The 24293-nt window shown below is 67.4% G+C and carries 20 protein-coding genes; 12 read left to right on the top strand and 8 right to left on the bottom strand.

Annotated features, from left to right (window positions below; translation table 11 throughout):
* Positions 1–24: 24 nt before the first annotated feature.
* Positions 25–1053 (top strand): L-glyceraldehyde 3-phosphate reductase, encoded by a 1029-nt coding sequence (mgrA, locus tag C5F48_RS00395; RefSeq protein WP_107661930.1) that lies wholly within the window; start codon positions 25–27, stop codon positions 1051–1053.
* Positions 1054–1287: 234 nt separating this feature from the next.
* Here mgrA and ubiG read toward each other — a convergent pair whose 3' ends face one another.
* Entirely contained in the window at positions 1288–2028 is a 741-nt protein-coding gene (ubiG, locus tag C5F48_RS00390; protein WP_107661999.1) for a bifunctional 2-polyprenyl-6-hydroxyphenol methylase/3-demethylubiquinol 3-O-methyltransferase UbiG, read from the bottom strand.
* Between the two features lie 61 nt (positions 2029–2089).
* On the opposite strand from ubiG, the gene pip reads away from it, so the two are divergent.
* The 4 genes from pip to radC all read left to right on the top strand — a co-directional run bounded on the left by pip (position 2090) and on the right by radC (position 7479).
* A complete protein-coding gene (pip, locus tag C5F48_RS00385; protein ID WP_107661929.1) occupies positions 2090–3058 on the top strand; it encodes a prolyl aminopeptidase in 969 nt (322 codons plus the stop codon).
* 222 nt (positions 3059–3280) lie between these two features.
* Positions 3281–5185, top strand: a complete 1905-nt coding sequence (dnaK, locus tag C5F48_RS00380) for a molecular chaperone DnaK (protein ID WP_107661928.1) — start codon at positions 3281–3283, stop codon at positions 5183–5185.
* Positions 5186–5254: 69 nt separating this feature from the next.
* Positions 5255–6400 carry a molecular chaperone DnaJ gene (gene dnaJ, locus C5F48_RS00375; RefSeq protein WP_107661927.1) on the top strand — a complete coding sequence of 382 codons (1146 nt, stop codon included), beginning with the start codon at positions 5255–5257 and terminating at the stop codon, positions 6398–6400.
* Positions 6401–6717: 317 nt separating this feature from the next.
* Positions 6718–7479 (top strand): RadC family protein, encoded by a 762-nt coding sequence (gene radC, locus C5F48_RS00370; protein WP_107661926.1) that lies wholly within the window; start codon positions 6718–6720, stop codon positions 7477–7479.
* On the opposite strand, the gene C5F48_RS00365 is transcribed toward radC, so the two are convergent.
* Together C5F48_RS00365 and secA are read right to left on the bottom strand one after the other, a co-directional pair.
* A complete protein-coding gene (locus C5F48_RS00365; RefSeq protein ID WP_107661925.1) occupies positions 7457–8947 on the bottom strand; it encodes a substrate-binding domain-containing protein in 1491 nt (496 codons plus the stop codon). The genes radC and C5F48_RS00365 overlap by 23 nt on opposite strands.
* A gap of 123 nt (positions 8948–9070) precedes the next feature.
* Positions 9071–11791: a preprotein translocase subunit SecA gene (gene secA / locus C5F48_RS00360; RefSeq protein ID WP_107661924.1), complete on the bottom strand. Its 2721-nt coding sequence runs from the start codon at positions 11789–11791 to the stop codon at positions 9071–9073.
* Between the two features lie 203 nt (positions 11792–11994).
* Here secA and C5F48_RS00355 point away from each other — a divergent pair, with 203 nt between their 5' ends.
* The 4 genes from C5F48_RS00355 to C5F48_RS24990 all read left to right on the top strand — a co-directional run bounded on the left by C5F48_RS00355 (position 11995) and on the right by C5F48_RS24990 (position 14864).
* Positions 11995–12852, top strand: a complete 858-nt coding sequence (locus C5F48_RS00355) for a peptidylprolyl isomerase (RefSeq protein WP_107661923.1) — start codon at positions 11995–11997, stop codon at positions 12850–12852.
* 21 nt (positions 12853–12873) lie between these two features.
* A complete protein-coding gene (argJ, locus tag C5F48_RS00350; RefSeq protein ID WP_107661922.1) occupies positions 12874–14202 on the top strand; it encodes a bifunctional glutamate N-acetyltransferase/amino-acid acetyltransferase ArgJ in 1329 nt (442 codons plus the stop codon).
* A complete protein-coding gene (mutT, locus tag C5F48_RS00345; protein ID WP_107661921.1) occupies positions 14199–14597 on the top strand; it encodes an 8-oxo-dGTP diphosphatase MutT in 399 nt (132 codons plus the stop codon). The genes argJ and mutT overlap by 4 nt, the downstream gene beginning before the upstream one ends.
* A gap of 126 nt (positions 14598–14723) precedes the next feature.
* Complete coding sequence (locus C5F48_RS24990) at positions 14724–14864, top strand: hypothetical protein (protein ID WP_169310876.1); 141 nt, start codon at positions 14724–14726, stop codon at positions 14862–14864.
* A gap of 72 nt (positions 14865–14936) precedes the next feature.
* Here the strand turns inward: C5F48_RS24990 and infB are convergent, their stop codons facing one another.
* The 5 genes from infB to C5F48_RS00315 all read right to left on the bottom strand — a co-directional run bounded on the left by infB (position 14937) and on the right by C5F48_RS00315 (position 21354).
* Positions 14937–17465, bottom strand: a complete 2529-nt coding sequence (gene infB, locus C5F48_RS00335) for a translation initiation factor IF-2 (protein ID WP_107661919.1) — start codon at positions 17463–17465, stop codon at positions 14937–14939.
* Positions 17462–18124 (bottom strand): RNA-binding protein, encoded by a 663-nt coding sequence (locus tag C5F48_RS00330; RefSeq protein WP_107661918.1) that lies wholly within the window; start codon positions 18122–18124, stop codon positions 17462–17464. The genes infB and C5F48_RS00330 overlap by 4 nt, the downstream gene beginning before the upstream one ends.
* Before the next feature lie 19 nt (positions 18125–18143).
* Complete coding sequence (nusA, locus tag C5F48_RS00325; RefSeq protein ID WP_107661917.1) at positions 18144–19748, bottom strand: transcription termination factor NusA; 1605 nt, start codon at positions 19746–19748, stop codon at positions 18144–18146.
* 21 nt (positions 19749–19769) lie between these two features.
* The gene (rimP, locus tag C5F48_RS00320) at positions 19770–20384 is read right to left on the bottom strand and encodes a ribosome maturation factor RimP (RefSeq protein ID WP_107661916.1); all 615 of its coding nucleotides are present in this window, start codon (positions 20382–20384) and stop codon (positions 19770–19772) included.
* A 154-nt stretch (positions 20385–20538) separates the two neighbouring features.
* The gene (locus tag C5F48_RS00315; protein ID WP_107661915.1) at positions 20539–21354 is read right to left on the bottom strand and encodes an ABC transporter permease; all 816 of its coding nucleotides are present in this window, start codon (positions 21352–21354) and stop codon (positions 20539–20541) included.
* A 130-nt stretch (positions 21355–21484) separates the two neighbouring features.
* Here C5F48_RS00315 and cysQ point away from each other — a divergent pair, with 130 nt between their 5' ends.
* From cysQ to C5F48_RS00300, 3 genes are read left to right on the top strand one after another with little or no spacing between them, the layout of a single operon-like run.
* Positions 21485–22279 carry a 3'(2'),5'-bisphosphate nucleotidase CysQ gene (gene cysQ, locus C5F48_RS00310; protein ID WP_107661914.1) on the top strand — a complete coding sequence of 265 codons (795 nt, stop codon included), beginning with the start codon at positions 21485–21487 and terminating at the stop codon, positions 22277–22279.
* Positions 22279–23076 (top strand): 3-deoxy-manno-octulosonate cytidylyltransferase, encoded by a 798-nt coding sequence (locus tag C5F48_RS00305; protein ID WP_107661913.1) that lies wholly within the window; start codon positions 22279–22281, stop codon positions 23074–23076. The genes cysQ and C5F48_RS00305 overlap by 1 nt, the downstream gene beginning before the upstream one ends.
* Positions 23073–24284, top strand: coding sequence for a glycosyltransferase family 2 protein (locus tag C5F48_RS00300; RefSeq protein ID WP_107661912.1), 1212 nt, complete (start codon positions 23073–23075; stop codon positions 24282–24284). Before C5F48_RS00305 ends, C5F48_RS00300 begins: the two co-directional genes overlap by 4 nt.
* The last annotated feature ends 9 nt before the right edge of the window (positions 24285–24293 follow it).

Below are 24293 nucleotides of genomic sequence, written 5' to 3'. Positions count from 1 at the left end.
CCCTCGCAAGGGAGATACCAGCGCATGACCTACCACCGCGCCGCCGACCGCTACGACCGGATGATCTACCGCCGCTGCGGCGCATCCGGGCTGAAGCTGCCCGCCATCTCGCTCGGCCTCTGGCACAACTTCGGCGAGGACACGCCGCATGCTGCCAAGCGCGCGATCTGCCAGACCGCCTTCGATCACGGCATCACCCATTTCGATCTCGCCAACAACTACGGCCCGCCCGGCGGCAGCGCCGAGACCGCTTTCGGCGAGATCCTGCGCACCGATTTCAAGGACCACCGCGACGAGCTGATCATCTCCTCCAAGGCGGGCTACGACATGTGGCAGGGCCCCTACGGCGAATGGGGCAGCCGCAAGTATCTCATCGCCTCCTGCGACCAGTCCTTGAAGCGCATGGGCCTCGATTACGTCGACATCTTCTACTCGCACCGCTTCGACCCCGAGACGCCGCTGGAAGAGACCATGGGCGCGCTCGATCACATCGTCCGCTCCGGCCGCGCGCTTTATGCCGGCATCTCCAGCTACAATTCGCAGCGCACCCGCGAGGCGGTGGCGATCCTGAAGGATCTCGGCACCCCCTGCCTGATCCACCAGCCGAGCTACAACATCCTCAACCGCTGGGTGGAAAAGGACGGGCTGAAGGACACGCTGACCGAGCTCGGCATCGGCTCCATCGCCTTCACCCCGCTGGCGCAGGGCATCCTGACCAAGAAATATCTGGGCGGCATCCCCGAAACCAGCCGCGCCGCGCAGGGCAAGTCGCTCGACCCGGCGACCATCACCCCCCGCGCGCTGGACAGCGTCCGCGCCCTCGACGCCATAGCCCAGGCCCGCGGCCAGACCCTGGCGCAGATGGCCATCGCCTGGGTGCTGCGCGACGGCGGCATCACCACCGCCCTGATCGGCGCCTCGAAACCCGAACAGGTCACCGACTGCGCCGGCGCCATCGGCAACCTCGACTTCACGCCCGAGGAGCTGGCCGAGATCGACCGCCTGTCCTCGGAAGAAGCGATCAACCTCTGGGCACGGTCGGCGGAGCTCTGAGGGGGCAAGGGAGGGTGGGGCAAAACCCCACCCTACGCAGAGGAGCCCTCACCGTAGGGTGCGCATTCATTGCGCACCCCATAGGGTGGGGTTCCACCCCACCCTCCACACGCAAGGGCCGCGCCTTCATCGCGCATCCCCCGGCCCCGCCTCAACCCCTTAACAACCCCTTACCACCACCAAAAACCCCGAACCAAACCAACCCCTTACCCCCAATTTCACGCGTGAAAACCCCTACCGCTTCACACTCGCCGTCACGTAATTCACCGACAGATCCCGGCTCGACAGGCTCCAGGACCAGGTCACCGGGTTGAACACCATCCCCTTGCGGTCCACCGGCTCCAGCCCCGCCTGCCGGATCAGCCCGTACAATTCCTCCGGGGTGATGAACTTCGCCCAGTCATGCGTCCCCTTCGGCAGCCAGCGCATCACCCATTCCGCCCCGACGATCGCCATGGCGAAGCTCTTGGCGTTGCGGTTCAGCGTGGAGCAGACCATCAGCCCGCCGGGCTTCAACAGCTCGCGGCAGGCGGTGAGATAGCCGAGCGGATCGGCCACATGCTCGACCACCTCCATGTTCAGCACCACGTCGAACTGCTCGCCCGCCGCCGCCAGCGCCTCGGCGGTGGTGTGGCGATAGTCGATCTCCAGCCCCGACTGCTTGGCATGAAGCTGGGCCACCGGAATGTTGCGCGGCGCGGCATCCGCGCCGACCACGGTCGCCCCCAGCCGCGCCATCGGCTCGGACAGGAGCCCCCCGCCGCAGCCGATGTCGAGGATGCGCAGCCCGGCGAAGGGCTGGGCGGCGCTGAGGTCGCGGTCGAACTCCGCCGCGATCTGGCTGGTGATGTAGTCCAGCCGGCAGGGGTTCATCTGGTGCAGCGGCTTGAACTTGCCATGCGGGTTCCACCACTCCGCGGCCATGGCCTCGAACTTGGCGACTTCGGCGGCGTCGATGGTGGAGGTCGGTTGCATGGCAAACTCCTTGCGGTTTCGGGCGTAGCAGATCAGGCTGGCCGCGTTATATAGGACGATCATGGACCACAGATCAGGCCAAAAGCGCGCAGTCGAGTTTCTTTATCCGCCGATCGACCCGTTCGACCAGCGCGTGATCGACATGGGAGACGGCCACAGGATCTATGTGGAGCAATGCGGCAACCCGCAGGGCAGGCCGGTGCTCGTGCTGCATGGCGGTCCCGGCGGCGGCTGCTCGCCGGCGATGCGGCGCTATTTCGATCCGGCGGTCTACCGCGTCATCCTCTTCGACCAGCGCGGCTGCGGCCGTTCGCGGCCCCATGCCAGCGTCGAGGCCAACACCACCTGGGCGCTGGTCTCGGACATCGAGCGCATCCGCGAGACGCTGGGGATCGACCGCTGGATCTGCTTCGGCGGCAGCTGGGGCGCCACGCTGGCGTTGATCTACGCCATCAGCCATCCCGAACGGGTGCAGGGGCTGGTCTTGCGCGGCGTCTTCCTGATGACCCAGGCCGAGCTCGACTGGTTCTACGGCGGCGGGGCCGGGGCCTTCTTCCCCGATCTCTGGGCGCGCTTCACCGCGCCGATCCCCGAGGCGGAACGCGGCGACCTGATCGCCGCCTACCGCCGGCGGCTGTTCTCCGGCGACTACATGGAGGAAAGCCGCTACGGCCGCACCTGGTCGAACTGGGAGAATGCGCTGGCCTCTGTCTCGCATGACGGGCCGATGGGCGAGAGCCCCTCGGATTATGCCCGCGCCTTCGCCCGGCTGGAGAATCACTATTTCGCCAATGCCGGTTTCCTGGAGCATGACGGCTGGATCCTCGCCAACCGCGGCCGGATCGAGCATATCCCGGCCTATATCGTGCAGGGCCGCTACGACATGATCTGCCCGCCGACCTCGGCCTGGAAACTGGCCCAGGGCTGGCCCCAGGCCGAGCTGCGCATCGTGCCGCTGGCGGGCCACGCGCTGTCCGAGCCGGGGATCAGCGCCGAACTGGTGCGGGTGATGGACGGGCTGCGCGGCTGAAACCCCACGGCCTTTCACCACAGCGGGAACCGCGGGCGGCAATCGGCCCTTTCCCCGAAGTTTCACGCCCCCGTTACGCTTGCAGGGTCTTCGGCCCCCCCCTATATACGCCCGGTAGCCGGAAGAGGCGGTCGCCTTGACCGGCCAACTCTGGGATCGGGAACAGGGGCCGACGAACGGGCCTGTTTCCCACAACATCGCCGCAAGCTAGAGGTGCATATCATGGCCAAAGTCATCGGGATCGACCTCGGGACGACCAACTCCTGCGTAGCCATCATGGATGGTTCGCAACCCCGGGTCATCGAGAATTCGGAAGGCGCGCGCACGACGCCCTCCATCGTGGGTTTCACGGAAAGCGAGCGTCTGGTCGGCCAGTCGGCCAAGCGTCAGGCGGTCACCAACCCCTCCAACACCGTCTTCGCGGTGAAGCGCCTGATCGGGCGCCGCATGGACGACGTGCATATCGCGAAAGACAAGAAGAACCTGCCCTACACGCTGACCAACGGCGGCAACGGCGACGCCTGGGTGGAAATCCGCGGCGAGAAGTATTCGCCCTCGCAGATCTCCGCCTTCATCCTGCAGAAGATGAAGGAAACCGCCGAGGCCTATCTCGGCGAGAGCGTGACGCAGGCGGTCATCACCGTTCCGGCCTATTTCAACGACGCCCAGCGTCAGGCCACCAAGGACGCGGGCAAGATCGCCGGTCTGGAAGTGCTGCGGATCATCAACGAGCCGACGGCGGCCGCGCTGGCCTACGGGCTCGACAAGAAGGAAAGCCGCACCATCGCGGTCTATGACCTCGGCGGCGGCACCTTCGACATCACCATCCTCGAGATCGACGACGGCCTCTTCGAAGTGAAATCCACCAACGGGGATACCTTCCTCGGCGGCGAAGACTTCGACATGCGGATCGTCAACTACCTCGCCGACGAGTTCAAGAAAGAGCATGGCGTCGACCTGACGCTCGACAAGATGGCGCTGCAGCGCCTGAAGGAAGCGGCGGAAAAGGCCAAGATCGAGCTGTCGTCCTCCAGCCAGACCGAGATCAACCAGCCCTTCATCAGCATGGACCGCAACACCGGCCAGCCGCTGCACATGGTGATGAAGCTGACCCGCGCCAAGCTGGAAAGCCTGGTCGGCGACCTGATCAAGGCCTCGATCAAGCCCTGCCAGGCCGCGCTGAAGGATGCCGGTCTCGGCGTCGGCGACATCGACGAGGTGGTTCTGGTCGGCGGCATGACCCGCATGCCCCGCGTGATCGAGGAAGTGACCAAGTTCTTCGGCAAGGAGCCGCACAAGGGCGTGAACCCGGATGAGGTCGTGGCGCTGGGCGCCGCCATCCAGGCCGGCGTGCTGCAGGGCGACGTGAAGGACGTGGTGCTGCTCGACGTGACCCCGCTTTCGCTGGGGATCGAGACGCTGGGCGGCGTGTTCACCCGGCTGATCGACCGCAACACCACGATCCCGACCAAGAAGTCCCAGGTCTTCTCGACCGCCGAGGACAACCAGAACGCCGTGACGATCCGCGTCTTCCAGGGTGAACGCGAGATGGCTGCCGACAACAAGATGCTCGGCCAGTTCAACCTCGAGGACATCCCGCCGGCCCCGCGCGGCATGCCGCAGATCGAGGTGACCTTCGACATCGACGCCAACGGCATCGTGTCGGTGGGCGCCAAGGACAAGGGCACCGGCCGGGCGCAGAACATCACCATCCAGGCCTCGGGCGGCCTGAGCGATGAAGACATCGAGAAGATGGTGAAGGACGCCGAGGCGAATGCCGAGTCGGACAAGGCCCGGCGCGAGCTGGTGGAAACCCGCAACCAGGCCGAAAGCCTGCTGCACTCCACCCGCAAGTCGATCGACGAGCATGGCGACAAGGTCGATCCCTCGACCGTGGAAGCCATCGAGTTCGCGATGAACGCGCTGGAGGAAAGCCTGAAGACCGAGGATTCGGGCAAGATCAAGGGCGGCATCCAGAACCTCACCGAGGCGTCGATGCGTCTGGGCGAGGCGATCTACAAGGCCAGCCAGTCCGAGGGCGAGCCCTCCGACGACAACCCTCGTTCGGTGGATGACGACATCGTCGACGCCGACTTCGAGGATCTTGGCGAAAACAAGCGGAAGTAAGACCGCACGGAACGGACAGGAGGGCGGCCCGCAAGGCCGCCCTCCGCGCGTTCCCCAGAGGGGTTTGCCATGGCAAAACGCGACTATTACGAAGTTCTCGGCGTGGCGCGCGGCGCTTCGGCGGAAGAGCTGAAGAAAGCCTATCGCACCAAGGCGAAAGAGCTTCACCCCGACCGCAACTCGCACGACCCGAACGCCGAGGCCCTGTTCAAGGATGTGAACGAGGCCTACGACGTGTTGAAGGACGCCGACAAGAAGGCGGCCTATGACCGCTACGGTCACGCGGCCTTCGAGGGCGGCATGGGCGCCTCGGCGCGCGGCGGTCACGGCCAGCAGGGCGATTTCGCCTCGGCCTTCTCCGACGTGTTCGAAGACCTGTTCGGCGATTTCATGGGCGGGCGTGGCGGCGGCGGCGGGCGCGCCCGGGCGCAGCGCGGCTCCGACCTGCGCTACAACCTGCGGGTCTCGCTGGAAGAGGCCTTCCGCGGGGTGCAGAAGACCATCAACGTCCCGGCCTCCGTCGCCTGCGACGCCTGCAAGGGCACCGGCGCCGAAGGCGGGGCCGAACCCGTCACCTGCCCGACCTGCTCCGGCATGGGCAAGGTCCGGGCGCAGCAGGGCTTTTTCACCGTCGAACGCACCTGCCCGACCTGCAACGGCATGGGCCAGATCGTCAAGAACCCCTGCAAGGTCTGCCACGGCGCCGGCCGGGTCGAGAAGGAACGTGCGCTCTCGGTCAACATCCCTGCCGGGGTGGAAACCGGCACCCGCATCCGTCTCGCCGGCGAGGGCGAGGCCGGCATGCGCGGCGGGCCGACGGGCGATCTCTACATCTTCATCGAGGTGCGCGAGCACGCGATCTTCCAGCGCGACGGCGTCCACCTGTTCTGCCGCGTCCCGGTGTCGATCACCACGGCGGCGCTGGGTGGCGAGGTCGAGGTGCCGACGATCGACGGCGGCTCCAGCCGGGTGAAGGTGCCCGCGGGCAGCCAGACCGGCAAGCAGATGCGCCTGCGCGCCAAGGGCATGCCCGCCCTGCGCGGCGGCGGCTCCGGCGACATGCTGATCGAGCTGGCGGTGGAGACTCCGGTCAACCTGACCAGCCGCCAGAAGGAACTGCTGCGCGAGTTCGAGAAGCTTTCGGAAGACAACAACCCGGAAGGGTCGTCGTTCTTCTCGAAGGTGAAGGGCTTCTGGGATGGGATGAAGGGGTGATTGGCGAAAGAGGAAGGCTCCGGTGGAGCCTTCCCGCCAATCACGGGCGGCCCGTGGCCGCCCCGGGGGGCGGAAGAAGCAGAGCCCCCCAGACCCTTGCCGTTCAGTGCAGCGATCCAAAAGCCCCGCCCCGGCGGGGCTTTTTCTTTACCCACCCCTTCCACCGCCCGCCCCATTAATCACGCGCCCCGGCCCAGCCCCGTGCATCCCCCGTGCATCGGCCGTGCATTGAAATCACCCCGCCAAATCCGCCGATTAACCCCGATTCCCCGCCCTGCTTAACCCGTCCTTCACCACCCCTTGCCACCCTTCTCCGCATGAGTCGGAAACGCGCCTTCGCCGAAGCCCCCCTGCCGCTCTTCCCCGAGGAGGACGAGGCGACCGGCAGCGCCTTGCCCGACAGGCTGCCCTCCTACATCGCCGACCACCGCAAACGCCTGCGCAGCCGCTTCTCCGAGGGCGGGGCCGCCGCCATGCCCGAATACGAACTGCTGGAACTGGTGCTGTTCCGCGCCATCCCTCGGCAGGATGTGAAACCGCTGGCCCGGCGCCTGCTCGACGCCTTCGGCGACCTGAACCGCGTCATCACCGCCCCGCCGCCGCGCCTGATGGAGATACCAGGTGTGGGGGAGGCTGTGGTGCAGGACCTCAAGATCCTGGAGGCCGTGGCGCAGCGCCTTGCCCGCGCCCGGGTCATGCACCGCCCCGTGCTGTCGTCATGGAACGCGCTGCTCGACTACTGTCACACCGCCATGGCGCATCGCGAGACCGAGCAGTTCCGCGTGCTGTTCCTCGACCGCAAGAACGTGGTGATCGCCGACGAGGAACAGGCGCGCGGCACGGTCGATCACGTCCCGGTCTACCCGCGGGAGGTGGTGAAGCGCGCGCTGGAACTGAACGCCAGCGCCTTGATTCTGGTGCACAATCACCCCTCTGGCGACCCGACGCCCTCGGAGGCGGATATCTCGATGACCCAGCAGGTGCAGGAGGCGGCGCAGATCCTCGGCATCACCCTGCACGACCATCTGATCATCGGAAAGGAGCGTGAGCTCAGCTTCAGGGCGCAGGGTTACCTGTGACCCGCGGCTCCAGCCAGACCTCGACCCGCCGGTTCAGGCGCCGCCCGGCCTCGGTGCTGTCGCAGGCCATCGGCAGCGCCGCGCCGAAGCCCCTGCTGCGGATCGCGGTCTCCTCCGGCGCCGGTCCGGTCATCGCCTCGGCCAACGCCGCGGCGACGCTTGCCGCCTGCCGTTCCGACCGCGCCAGCGCATCCTCCCCGTCGGAGAAGCCGGTCAGAACGATATCCTGACCGCGGAACTGGCCGATCTCGATCATCCGGGCCAGATCGGTCAGCGCTTCGCGGCCCTGCGGGTCCAGCGCCCCCTCCGCGTCGAAGCGGAAGCTCAGCGACAGCCGCTCGGCCCCCGCCATCGTCTCGGCCAAGCGGTGCAGCTGCGGCAGCGACCCGTCCTCCACCGCGCGGATCGCGTTGATCAGCCGGGCGCCATCGGCAAGCGCCGCCCGCATCGGTGCGCGGTCGATGTAGCCGGCGGCCGCAATCGCCTGCTGCGCCGGGGGCGTGGAGAGGAAGTCGAGCAGCTCGCGGGCGACCAGCGGCAGCCGCCGGCGCGGCGTCAGCAGGTAGAGCGGCAGCGCCAGCGGGTAATCGCCGGCCTTCACCGCCACGGGCGAGGGCTGCAGCGGGAAGCCGCAGCTGTCGGTCAGCGGCAGCGCCCGCGCTGTCCCCTGCGCCGAGCGCCCGGTGATGGCCAGCGCATAGGGGTCCCGCGCCACCCCCTCGGCGAGGCTGGCCAGATCGGGATGCGTCACCGTCGCCGCCACCGGCCGCCCCAGCCGCGCCGCCAAGGCGGCTTGCAGCCCGTCCGCGGCGGGCAGGGCATGCAGCACCAGCGGCCGGTCGGGGCCGCCCAGCTCGGCCCAGTTGGCGACCTCGCCGGAGAGGGCGCGGGCCAGATCGCGGGTGGAGAGCCGGGGCAGCGGGTTGTCGGGGGCGACGATCGGCTGCAGCGCGTCCAGCGCCAGCACCCGGGCGGTCAGCCCCGGCGCCGGTTCGGTGGCCAGCACCAGCTCTGCCGCGTCGGAGCGCAGCGCTTCAAGCGCCTCCTCAGGTGGGGTGGGGGTGAAGCCGAGCTTTGCCAGCGGCCGGCCTTCGGCGCTGTCCAGACGGGCCTGGAAGCCGTCTCCGGCGGCCGTCAGGTCAAGGCGATAGCCATGCGCCGCGGCGAAGGCCTCGAGAAGGCGGGGAAGGATCGCGTTGCCGGGCTCGGCGGCGCCCAGCAGCCGGATCGTCGCCAGCGGCGCGGTCAGGTCGGGGCAGGCGGGGCCGTCGCAGATCACCGCCGCGGCGTCGACGGTCAGCGCGCCATAGCGGGTGGCGACCCGGTAGAATTCGCCGTCGAAGCCGGTAAGGGCGCCCTCGATGCTCAGCCCGCCGCCACGGGCGGTCAGGGTGACATCCTGCGCGAGGAGGGGGGCAGGCAGCGCCAGCGCGGCCAGGGTCGCCGCCCACCATGTCAGTCGCCGCATCTGTCCCCGCCGCTGTCCCGCTCGCCGCGGCGCTCGCCGGGCTATTCCCCAACGGCGGATCAGGGCCCCGCCGCGCCCCCGGCAATGCTCCGCACGGGGCGCGGGCGCGCCCCGGTCAGGTCCTCAGGCGAGACGCCCGTGGCAGTGCTTGAACTTCTCGCCCGAGCCGCAGGGGCAGAGGTCGTTCCGCGCCGGGTTGCCCCAGGTGGAGGGATCGGCCTCGTCGAAGCCGGCCAGGGCCAGCGCCGGTTCGGCCGCCGCCGGGGCCGCGACGGGCGCCGGAGCGGGGGCAGGGGCCGGAGCAGGCGCCGCGGCGCGTTGCTGGTCCATCAGCTGCTGGATCATCGCCTGCTGCTCCGCCTCGGAGAGCGGGCGGACCTGCGACAGCTTCTGCGTGACATCCTGCCGCAGCGAGTTCAGCAGCGACTCGAACAGCGCGAAGCCCTCGGTCTTGTATTCCGACAGCGGGTCGCGCTGCGCATAGCCGCGGAAGCCCACCACCGAGCGCAGATGCTCCAGCGTCAGCAGGTGCTCGCGCCACTTGGCGTCGATGGTCTGCAGCAGGATCTGCTTCTCGATGTTGCGCATGGTCTCGGGGCCGAAGCCGGCGGCCTTTTCGGCCATCAGCGCGTCGGACTGGGCGCAGAGTCGCTCGCGGATCGCCTCCTGATCGACGCCTTCCTCCTGCGCCCAGTCGGCGACCGGCAGGTCGAGGCCCAGCTTTTCCAGCACAGCGTCATGCAGCCCGTGGGTGTCCCACTGGTCGGGATAGGAGCGCGGCGGCATGTACTGGTCGATCACGTCGTCGATCACCTGATAGCGCATGTCCTGCACGATCTCGGACAGGTCTTCGGCCTGCATGATCTCCAGCCGCTGGCTGAAGATCGCCTTGCGCTGGTCGTTCATCACGTCGTCGAACTTCAGGAGCTGCTTGCGGATGTCGAAGTTGCGCCCCTCGACCTTGGCCTGCGCCTTTTCCAGCGACTTGTTGACCCAGGGGTGAACGATGGCCTCGCCTTCCTTCATGCCCAGCGTCGACAGCACCTTGTCGAGCCGCTCCGAGCCGAAGATCCGCATCAGGTCGTCTTCGAGGCTGAGGAAGAAGGCCGAACGCCCCGGGTCGCCCTGACGGCCGGAACGGCCGCGCAGCTGGTTGTCGATCCGGCGGGATTCGTGCCGCTCGGTGGCCAGAACGAACAGGCCGCCGGCGTCGAGCACCTTCTGCTTCTCGTCGGCATGCTCCGCCTCGATCTGGCGGCGCACTTCGTCGGGGTTGGCGGACGGGTCGGCGGCCAGCGCCTGCATCACCTTCATCTCGACGTTGCCGCCGAGCTGGATGTCGGTGCCGCGACCGGCCATGTTGGTGGCGATGGTGACGGCGCCGAGCTTGCCGGCGTCGGCCACGATCTGCGCTTCCTGCTCGTGCTGGCGGGCGTTCAGCACGTTGTGCGGGATGCCCTCCTGCTTCAGCAGCTCCGACAGCGCCTCGGACTTGTCGATCGAGGTGGTTCCGACGAGGATCGGCTGACCCTTGCCGTTGGCTTCCTTGATGCAATCGATGATCCCGGCATGCTTCTCGCGCGAGGTGCGGTAGACGGCGTCATGCTCGTCCTTGCGCTGCACCGGGCGGTTGGTCGGCACTTCGACGACGCCGAGACCGTAGATCTCGAGGAATTCCTCGGCCTCGGTGGTCGCGGTGCCGGTCATCCCGGCCAGCTTGTCGTAGAGGCGGAAGTAGTTCTGGAAGGTCACCGAGGCGAGGGTGACGTTTTCCGGCTGGATCGCCACGCCTTCCTTGGCCTCGATCGCCTGATGCAGACCGTCCGACAGGCGGCGGCCACGCATCATGCGGCCGGTGAATTCGTCGATCAGCATCACCTCGCCGTCGCGGACGATATACTGCTGGTCACGGGTGAAGAGCTTGTGGGCGCGCAGGCCCTGGGTGACGTGGTGCACCAGCGTCGTGCTTTCCGGGTCGTAGAGCGACTGGCCCTCGGGCAGCAGGCCGATCTCCGACAGGCGGCGCTCGACGAATTCGTTGCCTTCCTCGGTGAAGGTGACGTTGCGGGTTTTCTCGTCCAGCTTGAAATGCTCGGGCACCAGCTCCGGGATCAGCAGGTCGACCTTCTGGTAGAGGTCGCTGCGGTCCTGGCTCGGGCCGGAGATGATCAGCGGCGTGCGGGCCTCGTCGATCAGGATCGAGTCCACCTCGTCGACGATGGCGAAGAAATGCCCGCGCTGGCTCATCTCTTCGATGGAGCCCTTCATGTTGTCGCGCAGGTAGTCGAAGCCCAGCTCGTTGTTCGTCGCATAGGTGATGTCGGCGCGGTAGGCCGACTTCTTTTCCGCGTCGGGCTGGTAGGGGTAGACCACGCCGGTCGTCAGACCCAGGGCGCCGTAGACCTTGCTCATCCATTCCGCGTCGCGCTTTGCGAGATAGTCGTTCACCGTGACGACATGCACGCCCTTGCCGGCCAAAGCGTTCAGATAGGCCGGGAAGGTGGCGACCAGGGTCTTGCCCTCGCCGGTCTTCATCTCGGCGATGTTGCCCTGATGCAGGAAGATGCCGCCCTTCAACTGCACGTCGAAAGCGCGCAGGCCGAGCGCGCGGCGGGCACCCTCGCGACAGTTGGCGAAGGCTTCGGGCAGCAGGTCGTCGAGGCTCTCGCCCCCCTGCGCCCGGCGCTGGAATTCCGCCGTCTTCTGCTTCAGGCCCTCATCCGACAGCTTGCTGAACTCGGCCTCCAGCTCGTTGATCCGAGCGACCACCGAGCGAACCGATTTCACCTTCCGGTCGTTGGGCGTTCCGAAAATCTTCTTCGCGAGCGTACCGAGACCCAGCATGTTTTCTCCGCCTGGTCGTTCCTGACAAGCCAAGTCTTTCTTGACATGATCGTGTGAGGCTCTGCCTTGCTCCCTCGTGTCGCCTTCCATAGAAGGGCTGGGAAGCCTCGGCCGGATGCGCCGCACGCGACCATCGCGATTTAAGGGTCTGGCGGGGGCAAGTCAACGTCGCGCGACAGCGCGCCCGTTCAGGAGAAGGTGAGATGGCGAAATACGCGAAACTCATGCGGGGCACCGCCTTGGCGACAGCCTGCATCATGGGGCTGGCTCTGCCGGCCGCGGCGCAGGACACGACGGCCTCCACCGTAGTGGCCACGGTGAACGGCACGGATATCACGCTGGGCCATATGATCGCCCTGCGCGAGACCCTGCCGGAGCAGTACCAGTCGCTGCCCGATGACGCGCTGTTCAACGGCATCCTCGAGCAGCTCATCCAGCAGCAGGCGCTGGCGCAATCGGTCGAAGGCTCGATGACCCCGCGCGACACGCTGGCGCTGGAGAACGACCGTCGCGGCTACCTGTCCAACGCCGCGCTGAAGGCGGTCGTGGAAGGCGCGGTCACCGACGAGGCGCTGCAGGCGGCTTATGACGCCCGCTTCAAGGAAGCGGCGCCGCAGACCGAGTACAACGCCTCGCACATCCTCGTCGCCACCGAAGAGGAAGCGCAGAAGCTGAAGACCGAAATCGACGGCGGCGCCGATTTCGCCGAGCTGGCCAAGGCCAATTCCTCGGATGGCGCGGCGGCCAATGGCGGCTCGCTGGGCTGGTTCGGGCTGGGCATGATGGTGAAGCCCTTCGAGGACGCCGTGGTCAACATGAAGCCGGGCGAGGTTGCCGGTCCGATCCAGACCCAGTTCGGCTGGCATCTGGTGAAGCTGACCGAGACCCGCATCGCCGAAGCTCCGGCGCTGGACGAGGTGCGCGACGAACTCGCCGCCGAGATCGAGCAGGCCGCCGTGGCCGAGCATGTCGAGAAGCTGACCGCCGCCGCAACCGTCACCCGCGCCGGGGAGGGGATTGACCCGGCAAAACTTCGGGACCAAACACTGATCGACAAGTAATCCGGTACAAAGGGGCGGGCGATGGCGAAGACCGATTGGAAGGCCGAGGCCAAGACGCTGAAGAAGAAGCTGTCGAAGCTGAAGGCGAAGGACGCGGCTCCGGCCAAGCCCGCCAAGATGGTCTCGCCGCTCGCCCCGGCCGGATTTCCCGCGCTGCCGGTGATCGGCGGCGTTGAATATGCCGCGGTCGAGGCCGGGGTGCGCTATTCCAACCGCAAGGACGTGATGCTGATCCGCCTTGCGCCCGGCACCGCGGTCGCCGGCGTCTTCACCCGCTCCTCTACCCGCGCGGCCTGCGTGCTCGACTGTCAGGCGAAGCTCGCCGGCAAGGTCGATGCCGCGGCGGGCGCCGCCATCGTGGTGAACTCGGGCAACTCCAACGCCTTCACCGGCGCCGTCGGCGTCGAAGCGGTGGAGGCCGTGACCGGCGCCGTCGCCAAGGCGCTCGACCTGCCGGCGAGCCGGGTGTTCTCCTCCTCCACCGGGGTGATCGGCGAGCCGCTGCCCTATGAGAAGATCACCGCGAAGATCCCCGATCTGGTCAAGGACCTGCGCGAGGACGGCATCGAGATGGCCGCGCGCGCGATGATGACCACCGACACCTTCGCCAAGGGCGCCTCCGCCGTGGTGCATGGCGACGGCGGCGAGATACGCATCGCCGGCATCGCCAAGGGCTCGGGGATGATCGCGCCGGATATGGCGACGATGCTGGTCTATATCTTCACCGACGCCAAGATCTCGGCGGTGAACCTGCAGAAAATGCTGTCGCGTCAGGTGGATGACACCTTCAACGCGATCACGGTGGACAGCGATACCTCCACCTCCGACGCGCTGATCCTCGCCGCCACCGGCCAGAGCCCGGCGGCCGAGATCGCGCTGCGGTCGCGCGTGGCCAAGGATTTCGAGGCGGCGCTGAAGGCCGTCATGCTCGACCTCGCGCATCAGGTGGTGCGCGACGGCGAGGGGGCGACGAAATTCGTCGAGGTGAAGGTGACGGGCGCGGCGTCCCCCGAGGACGCGCATCGCGTGGCCATGGCCATCGCCAATTCGCCGCTGGTCAAGACAGCCATCGCCGGGCAGGACCCGAACTGGGGCCGCGTGGTCATGGCCGTCGGCAAGTCTGGCGCGCAGGCGGATCGGGACAAGCTGACGATCCGCTTCGGCGACGTGCTGGTGGCCGAGAAGGGCTGGCGCAGCCCCGACTACAGCGAAGAGAAGGCCGCGGCCTACATGCAGCGCGACGAGCTGGTGATCGCCGTCGATCTGGGGCTCGGGAAGGCCGCGAAATCGGTCTGGACCTGCGACCTGACCCATCGCTACATCGACATCAACGCCGACTACCGCTCGTGAAACTGCTGCTCGTTTCGGCCGTCGCCCTGATCGACCGCGACGGCCGCATCCTGCTGGCACAGCGCCCGGAGGGGAAATCCCTCGCCGGGCTCTGGGAGTTTCCCGGCGGCAAGGTCGAGCCGGGCGAGACCCCCGAGGCAGCGCTGATTCGCGAGCTGAAGGAAGAGCTGGGGATCGACACCAAGGCCAGCTGCCTCGCGCCGCTGACCTTCGCCAGCCACAGCTACGACGACTTCCACCTCTTGATGCCGCTGTTCGCCTGCCGCCGCTGGGAGGGCATTCCCGAGGCGCGCGAGGGCCAGACCTTGGCCTGGGTCATGCCGAACCGGCTGCGCGACTACCCGATGCCCCCGGCGGACCTGCCGCTGATCCCGATTCTGCGCGATTGGCTGTGACATATTGGTGTCATAAGTTCGTCGTACGCCTGTAAAACAGACTCCCTCGCCAAGAAGTTAATGTGTTATCCGGAATTGTTCCCTCATTATGGGGGCAGGGAACAGATTTATCTTTGGGGGATCATCATGCTGAGAACGATCACAATCGGTACCTGTGTTCAGGTTCAGGGTCTGCTGGTTGGCCATCTGGCCGATGGCAAGATCATGGTGCGTGTGGACGAGCGGAACTTCGTCGGCTTTCCCGTGTCGACCCTGCGCGCCGCCTGATCGGGGGCGTCACGAAAGCAAAAGGCCGGGTGCGAAACCCGGCCTTTTTCATGTCTGGAGGGTGGCGGGGGATCAGGCCAGCTTGCGCTGGACCTCTTCCCGCTCGAAGATCTCGATGACGTCGCCGGGACGGATGTCCTCGTAACGCTCGAAGGCCATGCCGCATTCCTGGCCGGACTGAACTTCCTTCACCTCGTCCTTGAAGCGCTTCAGCGTCTTCAGCGTGCCCTCGTGGATCACCACGTTGTCGCGCAGCAGGCGCACCCCGGCAGAGCGGCGGGCGATGCCCTCGGTGACCAGACAGCCGGCAACCATGCCGACGCCGGTGACCTTGAACACTTCCTTGATCTGCGCATAGCCGATGAAGGTCTCGCGCACTTCGGCCTTCAGCAGGCCCGAAGCGGCGGCTTTCACGTCGTCCACGAGATCGTAGATCACGCTGTAGTAGCGGATCTCCACGCCCTTCTGGTTCGCCGACTGCCGCGCCGAGGCATTGGCCCGGACGTTGAAGCCGATGACCGGCGCGCCCGAGGCTTCGGCCAGACCGATGTCGGATTCTGTGATCGCACCCACACCGTAGTGCAGCACGCGCACGCGCACCTCGTCGTTGCCGATCTTTTCCATCGCCTGGACGATGGCCTCGGCAGAGCCCTGCACGTCGGCCTTCACCACGATCGGCAGCTCGGACACGCTCTGGTCGGCCTTGGCTTTCGCCATCAGCTGTTCCAGCGTCGTCGCCGCGCCAACGGCCGCGCGCTTGTCCTTCGCGGCCTTCTCGCGGTAATCCGCGATCTCGCGGGCCTGCGCCTCGGTCTCGACCACGTTCAGCACGTCGCCGGCCTCGGGGGTGCCGCTGAGGCCGAGAACCTCGACCGGGACCGAAGGACCGGCCTCGTCGATGCGCTCGCCCTTGTCGTTGATCAGCGCGCGCACCTTGCCCCACTGTTGCCCGACGACAAAGATGTCGCCGCGCTTCAGCGTGCCGTGCTGCACCAGAACCGTCGCCACCGGACCGCGACCCACGTCGAGCTTGGCCTCGATCACCGCACCCTGGGCCGCCCGGTTCGGGTTGGCTTTCAGGTCGAGGATCTCGGCCTGCAGCGCGATGACTTCCAGAAGTTCGTCCAGCCCCAGCCCGGTCTTGGCCGAAACCTCGACATCGAGCACGTCGCCCGACATCTTCTCGACGATGACCTCGTGCTGCAGCAGGTCGGTGCGGACCTTGTTCGGGTCTGCCTCGTGCTTGTCGATCTTGTTGATCGCCACGATCATCGGCACCTTCGCCGCTTTCGCGTGCTTGATGGCCTCGATCGTCTGCGGCATCACGGCGTCATCCGCCGCCACCACCAGCACCACGATATCCGTCACCTGCGCGCCACGGGCCCGCATCGAGGTGAAGGCCGCGTGGCCGGGGGTGTCGAGGAAGGTCAGGACCGCACCGTTGTCGGTCGTCACCTGATAGGCGCCGATGTGCTGGGTGATGCCACCGGCCTCGCCCGACACGACACTGGTCTTGCGGATCGCGTCGAGCAGCGAGGTCTTGCCGTGGTCGACGTGGCCCATGATCGTGATGATCGGCGGGCGCGAGACGGTGTTCTCGCTGGTGTCCACCACCGAGTCGATCACGTGCTCGACGTCGGCATCCGACACGCGGACGGCGCGGTGGCCGAATTCCTCGATCACCAGCTCTGCCGTGTCGGCGTCGATGCTCTGGTTCATGGTGACCATCATGCCCATCTTCATGAGCGATTTCACCACGTCCGCGGCGCGTTCGGCCATGCGGTTCGCCAGTTCCTGCACCACGATGGTCTCGGGAAGCTGGACGTCACGCACCTGCTTTTCGGGCTTGTTGAAGCCCATCGCCTTCTGGCGCGCCTTTTCCTGCTTGCGCTTCATCGCGGCGAGCGACCGGGTGCGACCGCCCTCGCCAGCCAGCGCCTCGTTCAGCGTCAGCTTGCCGGCGCGACGGGCGTCGTCGGTCTTGGCCTTGGCGTTGCGGTCGCGGTCGCCGCCACCGTCGCGGTCGCGGTCCTTGCGCGGGCTGAGGCCCGGCTTGGCGCCAGCGGGTGCGGCGGACTGGTTGCGGGTGTTGACCTCTTCGGCGGCCGGAGCCGGCGCGGCGGAAGCCGGAGCCCGCTTGGCCTCTTCGGCGCGCTTGGCCGCGGCGGCTGCCTCGGCCTTGACGCGCTCTTCCTCTTCGGCCTTGGCGCGCAGCGCCTCGACCCGCTCGCGCTCTTCGCGCTCCTTGGCCTCGATGTCGTCGCGGCGGCGCTGCCGGTCTTCCTCGCGGATGCGGTCTTCCTCGGCGCGCTTGGCCGCGTCCTCGGCCTCGCGGGCCTTGGCGTTGCGCAGCGCGGCGAGCCGGCGCTCCATCTCGGCGTCGGAAATGCCCGCGGGGCGTTTCGACGGATCACCGAGGTGCGACGGCGACGAGGACGTGGAAGAAGACCCCGCGACACCGGGCTTCGGCACGACAACGCGCTTGCGCTTGGTTTCCACCAGCACACTCTTGGTCCGACCGTGGCTGAAGCTCTGCTTCACCTGCCCCGAACGAGGCGTGCCACCCAGACCGAGGGGTTTCTTACCGTCTGTATCGCTCATGCGTCTTTCGTATCCCTTCCGACGGTCTCGCCGTCGATTTGCCCGCCGCTGGCGGCCTTGCCGCCGATTTCGCTTCTCAGCCCGGCGAGCCTTGCCGCTTCCTCTACAACACGTGTCGTGAGTCCACCAGACGCAAGCGCGCCGTGTATGGCATGTTCACGGCCGAATGCCAAACCCAATTCCCGGGCCGTCAGGCAGCCAATGAACGTCTCTTTGCCTTCGGGCGGGTGCAGCTTCATCTTGCCGCGCTCCGATCCGTCGCTGGCCTGGATCAGGATCTTCGCCTTCCCCTTCACCAGCCAGTCCTTCACCTTCTCGAAGCCGGTCACGGCATCGCCGGCCTTGCGCGCCAGCGACACCAGATCGACCACCCGGCGGGCCAGAAGCGCCTCGACCGTATCGGCCAGGCCCTCGGGCACCTTCACCGGCTGCCGCGCCGCCCGGGCGAACAGGCCCTTGGCAGCGGCCTTCTCGATCGCCTTGCGGTCGGCCGTGACATAGAAGCCGCGGCCCGGCAGGCGCGCCAGAAGATCCGGCACCACCTCTGCATCCGGCCCCAGACCGAAGCGGATCAGACCCGCCTTCGGCTGGCTCTCGCCGGTGGCGATGCACCGGCGTTCGGGGTCATCCCCCTTGTCGTCCCGGCCCCCGCGCGTCACGGTCGGCGATCCGAGGCCCTCAGGCCTCGTTCTCCTCGGTGACGGCCTCGGCTTCGGCTTCCGCCTCGGTCGGGTCGACCCAGCCCAGCATGACGCGAGCGGTCATCACCAGATGCTGCGCCTCTTCAAGGCTGACGTCAAACTTCTCGAGCACACCCTCGTCCTTCACCCGCTGGCCGTTCGCCGTGGTCCAGCCGCCGGCCAGTTCCCAGTCGGCGCAGGTGGCGAAGTCTTCCAGCGTCTTGATGCCGTCCTTCGCCAGAGCTTCCAGCATCTGCGGCGTCAGGCCCTCGAAGTTCACCAGCGAATCCTCGACGCCCAGTTCGCGCGCCGTCTCCATCGCCTTGCGGTTGGCCGCTTCCAGATGGTCGCGGGCACGGGCCTGCAGCTCGCCTGCGGTGCCTTCGTCGAAGCCATCGATGGACAGCAGTTCCTCGGTGTCGACGTAGGCGACTTCTTCCAGATTGGTGAAGCCCTCGGCAACAAGGAGTTGGGCCATCATCTCGTCGATATCAAGGGTCTCGATGAAGAGATTCGTCCGCTCGGTGAATTCGGCCTGACGGCGGGCCGATTCATCGGCCTCGGTCATGATGTCGATGTCGAGCCCGGTGAGCTGGCTGGCCAGACGCACGTTCTGGCCGCGACGGCCGATGGCCAGCGACAGCTGCTCGTCCGGCACCACGACCTCGATCTTGCCGGCTTCCTCGTCGATCACGACCTTTGAGACCTCGGCCGGCTGCAGCGCGTTCACGAGGAACGTCGCCTGATCCTGGTTCCACGGGATGATGTCGATCTTCTCGCCCTGAAGCTCGTTCACCACAGCCTGGACGCGGCTGCCGCGCATGCCGACGCAGGCGCCGACCGGGTCGATCGAGTTGTCATAGGAGATGACCGCGATCTTGGCGCGCGAGCCCGGGTCGCGGGCCACGGCCTTGATCTCGATGATGCCGTCGTAGATTTCCGGCACTTCCATCTTGAACAGCTCGGCCATGAACTGCGGGTCGGTGCGCGACAGGAAGACCTGCGGGCCGCGGGCCTCGCGGCGGACGTCCTTGATATAGGCGCGGATCCGGTCGTTCGGGCGGTAGCTCTCGCGGCCGATCTTCTCGTTCCGGCGCAGGATGGCTTCGCCGCGACCGATGTCGACGATGATGTTGCCGTATTCCTCGCGCTTGACCTGACCGTTGATGATCGTGCCCTTGCGGTCCTTGAATTCCTCGAACTGGCGGTCACGCTCGGCTTCGCGCACCTTCTGCAGGATGACCTGCTTGGCCGATTGCGCGGCGATGCGCCCGAGATCGACCGGCGGCACCTCGTCGATCACCTCGTCGCCGACCTTGGGATCGGCGAGGTGGCTCTTGGCCTGCTTGACCGTCATCTGCGCATGGTGATTCTCCAGCGCCTCGTCCTCGACCACGGTGCGGATGCGCGCAAAGGTCGCGCGGCCGGTCTTGCGGTCGATCCGCACGCGGATATCGAGTTCCGAGCCGTAGCGCGACTTGGCCGCACGGGCGAGGCTTTCCTCCATCGCCTGGATCACCAGATCCGGGTCGATCATCTTCTCACGGGCCACCGCTTCGGCGGTTTGCAGCAGTTCAAGCTGGTTGGCAGAGGTAATCGCCATGTCAGTGCTCCTGGAAAGCGGTCAGTGCTTGGTGGCAGGCTGCTCGGCGTCATCCGCCTCGTCGCCCGTGGTCTCTTGGATCTCGTCGAAATCCGCCTCGTCGAAGGTGCCGCTGGCCTTGCGCTGGCGCAGCATCTCGGCGATCAGCTCGTCGGTCAGGATCAGCTTGGCGTCCGACAGCCAGTCGAACTGCAGGCCGATGGTCACGAAATTGTCCTTGCCCTCTTCCAGCGTGATCAGGACCTCGTCGCCTTCGGTCCCGGCCAGCTCGCCCTTGAAGCGGCGGCGACCGTCGATCAGCTCGGTCGTCTCGATGCGGGCCTCATAGCCCACCCACATGTCGAAATCCTTGAGGCGGGTCAAAGGACGGTCGATGCCGGGGCTGGAGACTTCGAGGATGTAGTTGTCCTCGACCGGGTCTTCCACGTCGAGCACCGCCGAGACGGCGGTGGAGATCGTGGCGCAATCCTCGACGATGATGCCGCCGTCGGGACGATCGGCCATGATCTGCAGGACGCGGGTCTTGCCGCCCATCAGGCGGATGCGGACCAGTTCGAACCCCAGCCCCTCGATGGTGGGGGTGATGATGTCGGCCAGGCGGCGGTCGATGGCGGTCTTGGCAATGAGGTCGGACATGGACGCTCTCCAGAAGGCAGATGGGCCCCAAAACGAAAAAACGGGCCAAGCGGCCCGTTGTGCGGATCGGTGGAGCCTTGGGTTTGGAAGCCAAGGCGCCGCTGTTGCTTGTCCTATAGGCCCAAGCGCCCTTCGGTGCAAGCGCCGATTGCGGTCAGCGCCCGGCGGCCCAGCTCAGCGAGGCATGCTTGCGGGTGTAGAATTCGGCCATCAGCCCGATCATCATGCAGGCCAGCATCACCCGGACCGGATAGCCGATCGAGCTGTAATGCGGGTGGTAGTTCAGGAAGATGAAGCCGCGCCCCTGGTCGATGGTGTGGAACAGCGGGTTCCAGTCGAACAGCCGCAGCAGCAGCGAGGGCATGGCGTTGGCGACGAACATCTTGCCCGAGGCCACCATGTTGACCCGCATGTAGACCGCCGCGCCGATGCTGGCCACCTCCGGCGACCAGGGCTTGATCGCGAGGAACACCATGCCGATGGCGAGCCCGGTGCTCCAGGACAGGAGCAGCATCCCCAGCGCCCCGACCGGCTGGTCGATGGTGATCGGCTCGACGATGGCGTGATAGCCATAGAGCAGCACCGACAGCGACAGCACCTGGGTGTAGAGCGCGCCGAGGGCCGCCGCCGCGATGGAGATCACCGGGTTCATCGGCGCGTGCTTCATCATCGCCGAGGTCGGCCCCTCCGCTGCGGCCACGGCGGCCACGGTCTTGGTATGGGTCATGAACAGGAAGACGCCCGACATGATGTAGAGCAGGTAGTTGCCCCTGATCGCCGTGTCGCGCATGCCGAGCACCGCGAACATCATGAAGAACACGATCACCAGCAGCAGCGTCTGCAGGATGTTGATCAGGAGCCCCCAGAGCGCATTGCCATGGGTCTTGCGCACCGAGCGCACCGAGGCGTGGAAGATCAGCTCCAGGATCGCCCAGGGCGACCGCCTTCCGGCGTCATGGCTGCGGAACATCACCGGCTCCCTCACTCGCACAAACACCGGGGGATACGCGAACCTTGCCGTTCCCCCTCCGAGCGAGGATAAGAACAGGCGACCTGTTTTTCAACACGCGCGCCGCGGCGCGGATGTCACGGAGCCTGCGATGAATTTCGACGACCTCATTCCCCTGATCCGCCGTCTTGCCCTCGAAGCGGGCGACCGGATCATGCAGGTCTATGACGGCCCCGATTTCGAGGTGAAGGCCAAGTCCGACGCCAGCCCGGTGACCGAGGCAGACGAGGCCGCCGACGCGCTGATCTCGGCCGGACTGCGCGCGGCCTATCCCGAGGTGGCGCTGATCACCGAGGAACAGGCGGAGTCGCATGCGCTGATGGCGCGGACCTTCTTCATCGTCGATCCGCTGGACGGGACGAAGGAGTTCGTGCAGCGGCGCGGCGACTTCACCGTGAACATCGCCTATGTCGAGGATGGCGTGCCGGTGCGCGGCGTCGTCTATGCCCCGGCGCAGGGGCGGCTGTTCTACACCCAGCCCGACGGCGGCTCGGTCGAGGAGACCGGCGCACTCGACAAGCAGAAGCCGGGCAACCTGCGGCGGATCGCCGTCTCCGAGCCCGACAACGGCGCGCTGATGGTGGTGGCGTCGAAATCGCATCGCGATCAGGCGACGGACGACTACATCGGCAAGTATCAGGTGCGCGACATGAAGAGCGCGGGATCGAGCCTGAAGTTCTGTCTGGTGGCGACCGGCGAGGCGGATCTCTACCCGCGTCTGGGCCGCACGATGGAATGGGACACGGCGGCGGGCGATGCGGTGCTGCGCGGGGCCGGCGGCCATGTGGTGCGCTTCGACACGCAGGAGGTGCTGGAATACGGCAAGCCCGGCTGGGACAACCCGTTCTTCATCGCCTATGCCCCGGGTGTGGAGCTGCAGTCCTGATGTCCGTCCTGATCGCCATCCCCGCCCGCTACGCCTCCACCCGCTATCCCGGCAAGCCGCTGGTGGCGCTGCGCGGGGCCGATGGGGTGTCGAAGACGCTGATCCAGCGCAGCTGGGAGGCCGCGATGGCGGTGAAGGGCGTCGACCGCGTGGTGGTGGCCACCGACGACGACCGCATCCGCGAGGCGGCGGAGGGTTTCGGCGCCGAGGTGGTGATGACCTCCTCCGACTGCCAGAACGGCACCGAACGCTGCGCCGAGGTGCTGGACCAGCTCGGCGGCTTCGACATGGTGGTGAACCTGCAGGGCGATGCGCCGCTGACGCCCGCATGGTTCGTCGAGGATCTGATCGCCGGGCTCGATGCCGATGCCGGGGCCGAGGTGGCGACGCCGGTTCTGCGCTGCGACGGGCGGGCGCTGAACGGCTTTCTCGCCGATCGCCGCGCCGGCCGGGTCGGCGGCACGACGGCGGTCTTCGGCGCCGACCGCCGCGCGCTCTACTTCTCCAAGGAAGTGATCCCCTATACCGGCAAGACCTATGCCGATGACGCCGAGACGCCGGTGTTCCACCATGTCGGGGTCTATGCCTACCGCCCCTCGGCGCTTGCCGCCTATCGCGGCTGGGCGGCCGGCCCGCTGGAGGGGCTGGAGGGGCTGGAGCAGCTGCGCTTCCTCGAACGCGAGCGCCCGGTGCTCTGCGTCGAGGTCGAGGCGCGGGGGCGGCAGTTCTGGGAGCTGAACAACCCGGAGGATGTCGCCCGGATCGAGGCGATGATGGCCGAGATGCAGGCCGGATGACGGTCAGCCTGATCGTCGTCAGCCGTCATCGCCCCGAGGCGCTGGCGCGGGCGATCACGGCGATCCGGCAGCAGGACCTCCCCCGTTTCGAGCTGATCGTGGTGGCCGATCCGGCCTCCGCCGCGCGGGTGAGCGACCCGCAGATCAAGCTGGTCACCTTCGACGAGGCCAATATCTCTGCCGCCCGCAACCTGGGCCTCGCCCAGGCTGCGGGGGACGTGGTGGCCTTTCTCGACGATGACGCGGTCCCGGAGCCCACATGGCTCAGGCGGCTCACCGCCCCCTTCGCCGATCCGCACGTCACCAAGGCGGGCGGCTTCACCCGGGGCCGCAACGGCATCTCCTTCCAGTGGCGCGCCTGCGAGCTGGACCAGTGCGGCGAGGATCATGCGCGCGCCGTCGATCCGGAGGCCGTCACCCTGCTGGAGCGAACGGCGACACGCGCCCCCAAGGTGCAGGGCGCCAATTGCGCCTTCCGCACTGAGGTGCTGCGCGCCATCGGCGGCTTCGATCCCGCCTTCCGCTTCTACCTCGACGAGGCCGACGTCTGCCTGCGCCTGCCCGGCCTGACCGCCATCGTGCCCTTGGCCGAGGTGCATCACGGTTTCGCCGAAAGCGCCCATCGCCGCGCCGACCGGGCGCCGCGCACGCTGCGCGAGATCGGCGCCTCGACCATGGTCTTCCTGCGCCGCCACGCGCCGGAGCCTCTCTGGCCCGGCGCGCTGGCGCGGCTGCGTGACGACCAGCGCCGCCGGCTGCTGCGCCACATGGTCGCCGCCCGACTGGAGCCGCGCGACCTGCGCCGGCTGCTGGGCACGCTGGAGCAGGGGCTGGCCGAGGGGCTGCTCCGCCCGCTTGCCGCCCTGCCGCCGCTCTCCACTGACCCGCCCGACTTCCGCCCGCTCGACGGCACGGGACCGCGGCCGGGGCTGCTGCTCGCCGGCCCGCCCAGCCGCCGCCGGGCGCTGGAGGCCGAGGCGGCGGCCGCCGCCGGGGAGTACATCGTCACCCTCTTCCTCTTCGGCAAAAGCCCGGCCCGTCACGGTCACAGCTACGATCCGCGCGGTTTCTGGCTGCAGACCGGCGGAATTTTCGGCCAGAGCCTGCGCGAGGGCCCGCTCCTCCGCCGGGCGAGCCGCGACAGCCGGATTTCAGCCGAGCGCCAGAGGCTTGCCAGCTTGCGGCCGATGGGCGAGGCGCCGCGCTGAAGCGCTTTA

The sequence above is a fragment of the Cereibacter changlensis JA139 genome (assembly GCF_003034985.1).
Lineage (GTDB): Bacteria > Pseudomonadota > Alphaproteobacteria > Rhodobacterales > Rhodobacteraceae > Cereibacter > Cereibacter changlensis.
The sequence above is the reverse complement of the archived record's forward strand: the minus strand, read 5'-3'. Positions and strand labels throughout refer to the sequence as shown.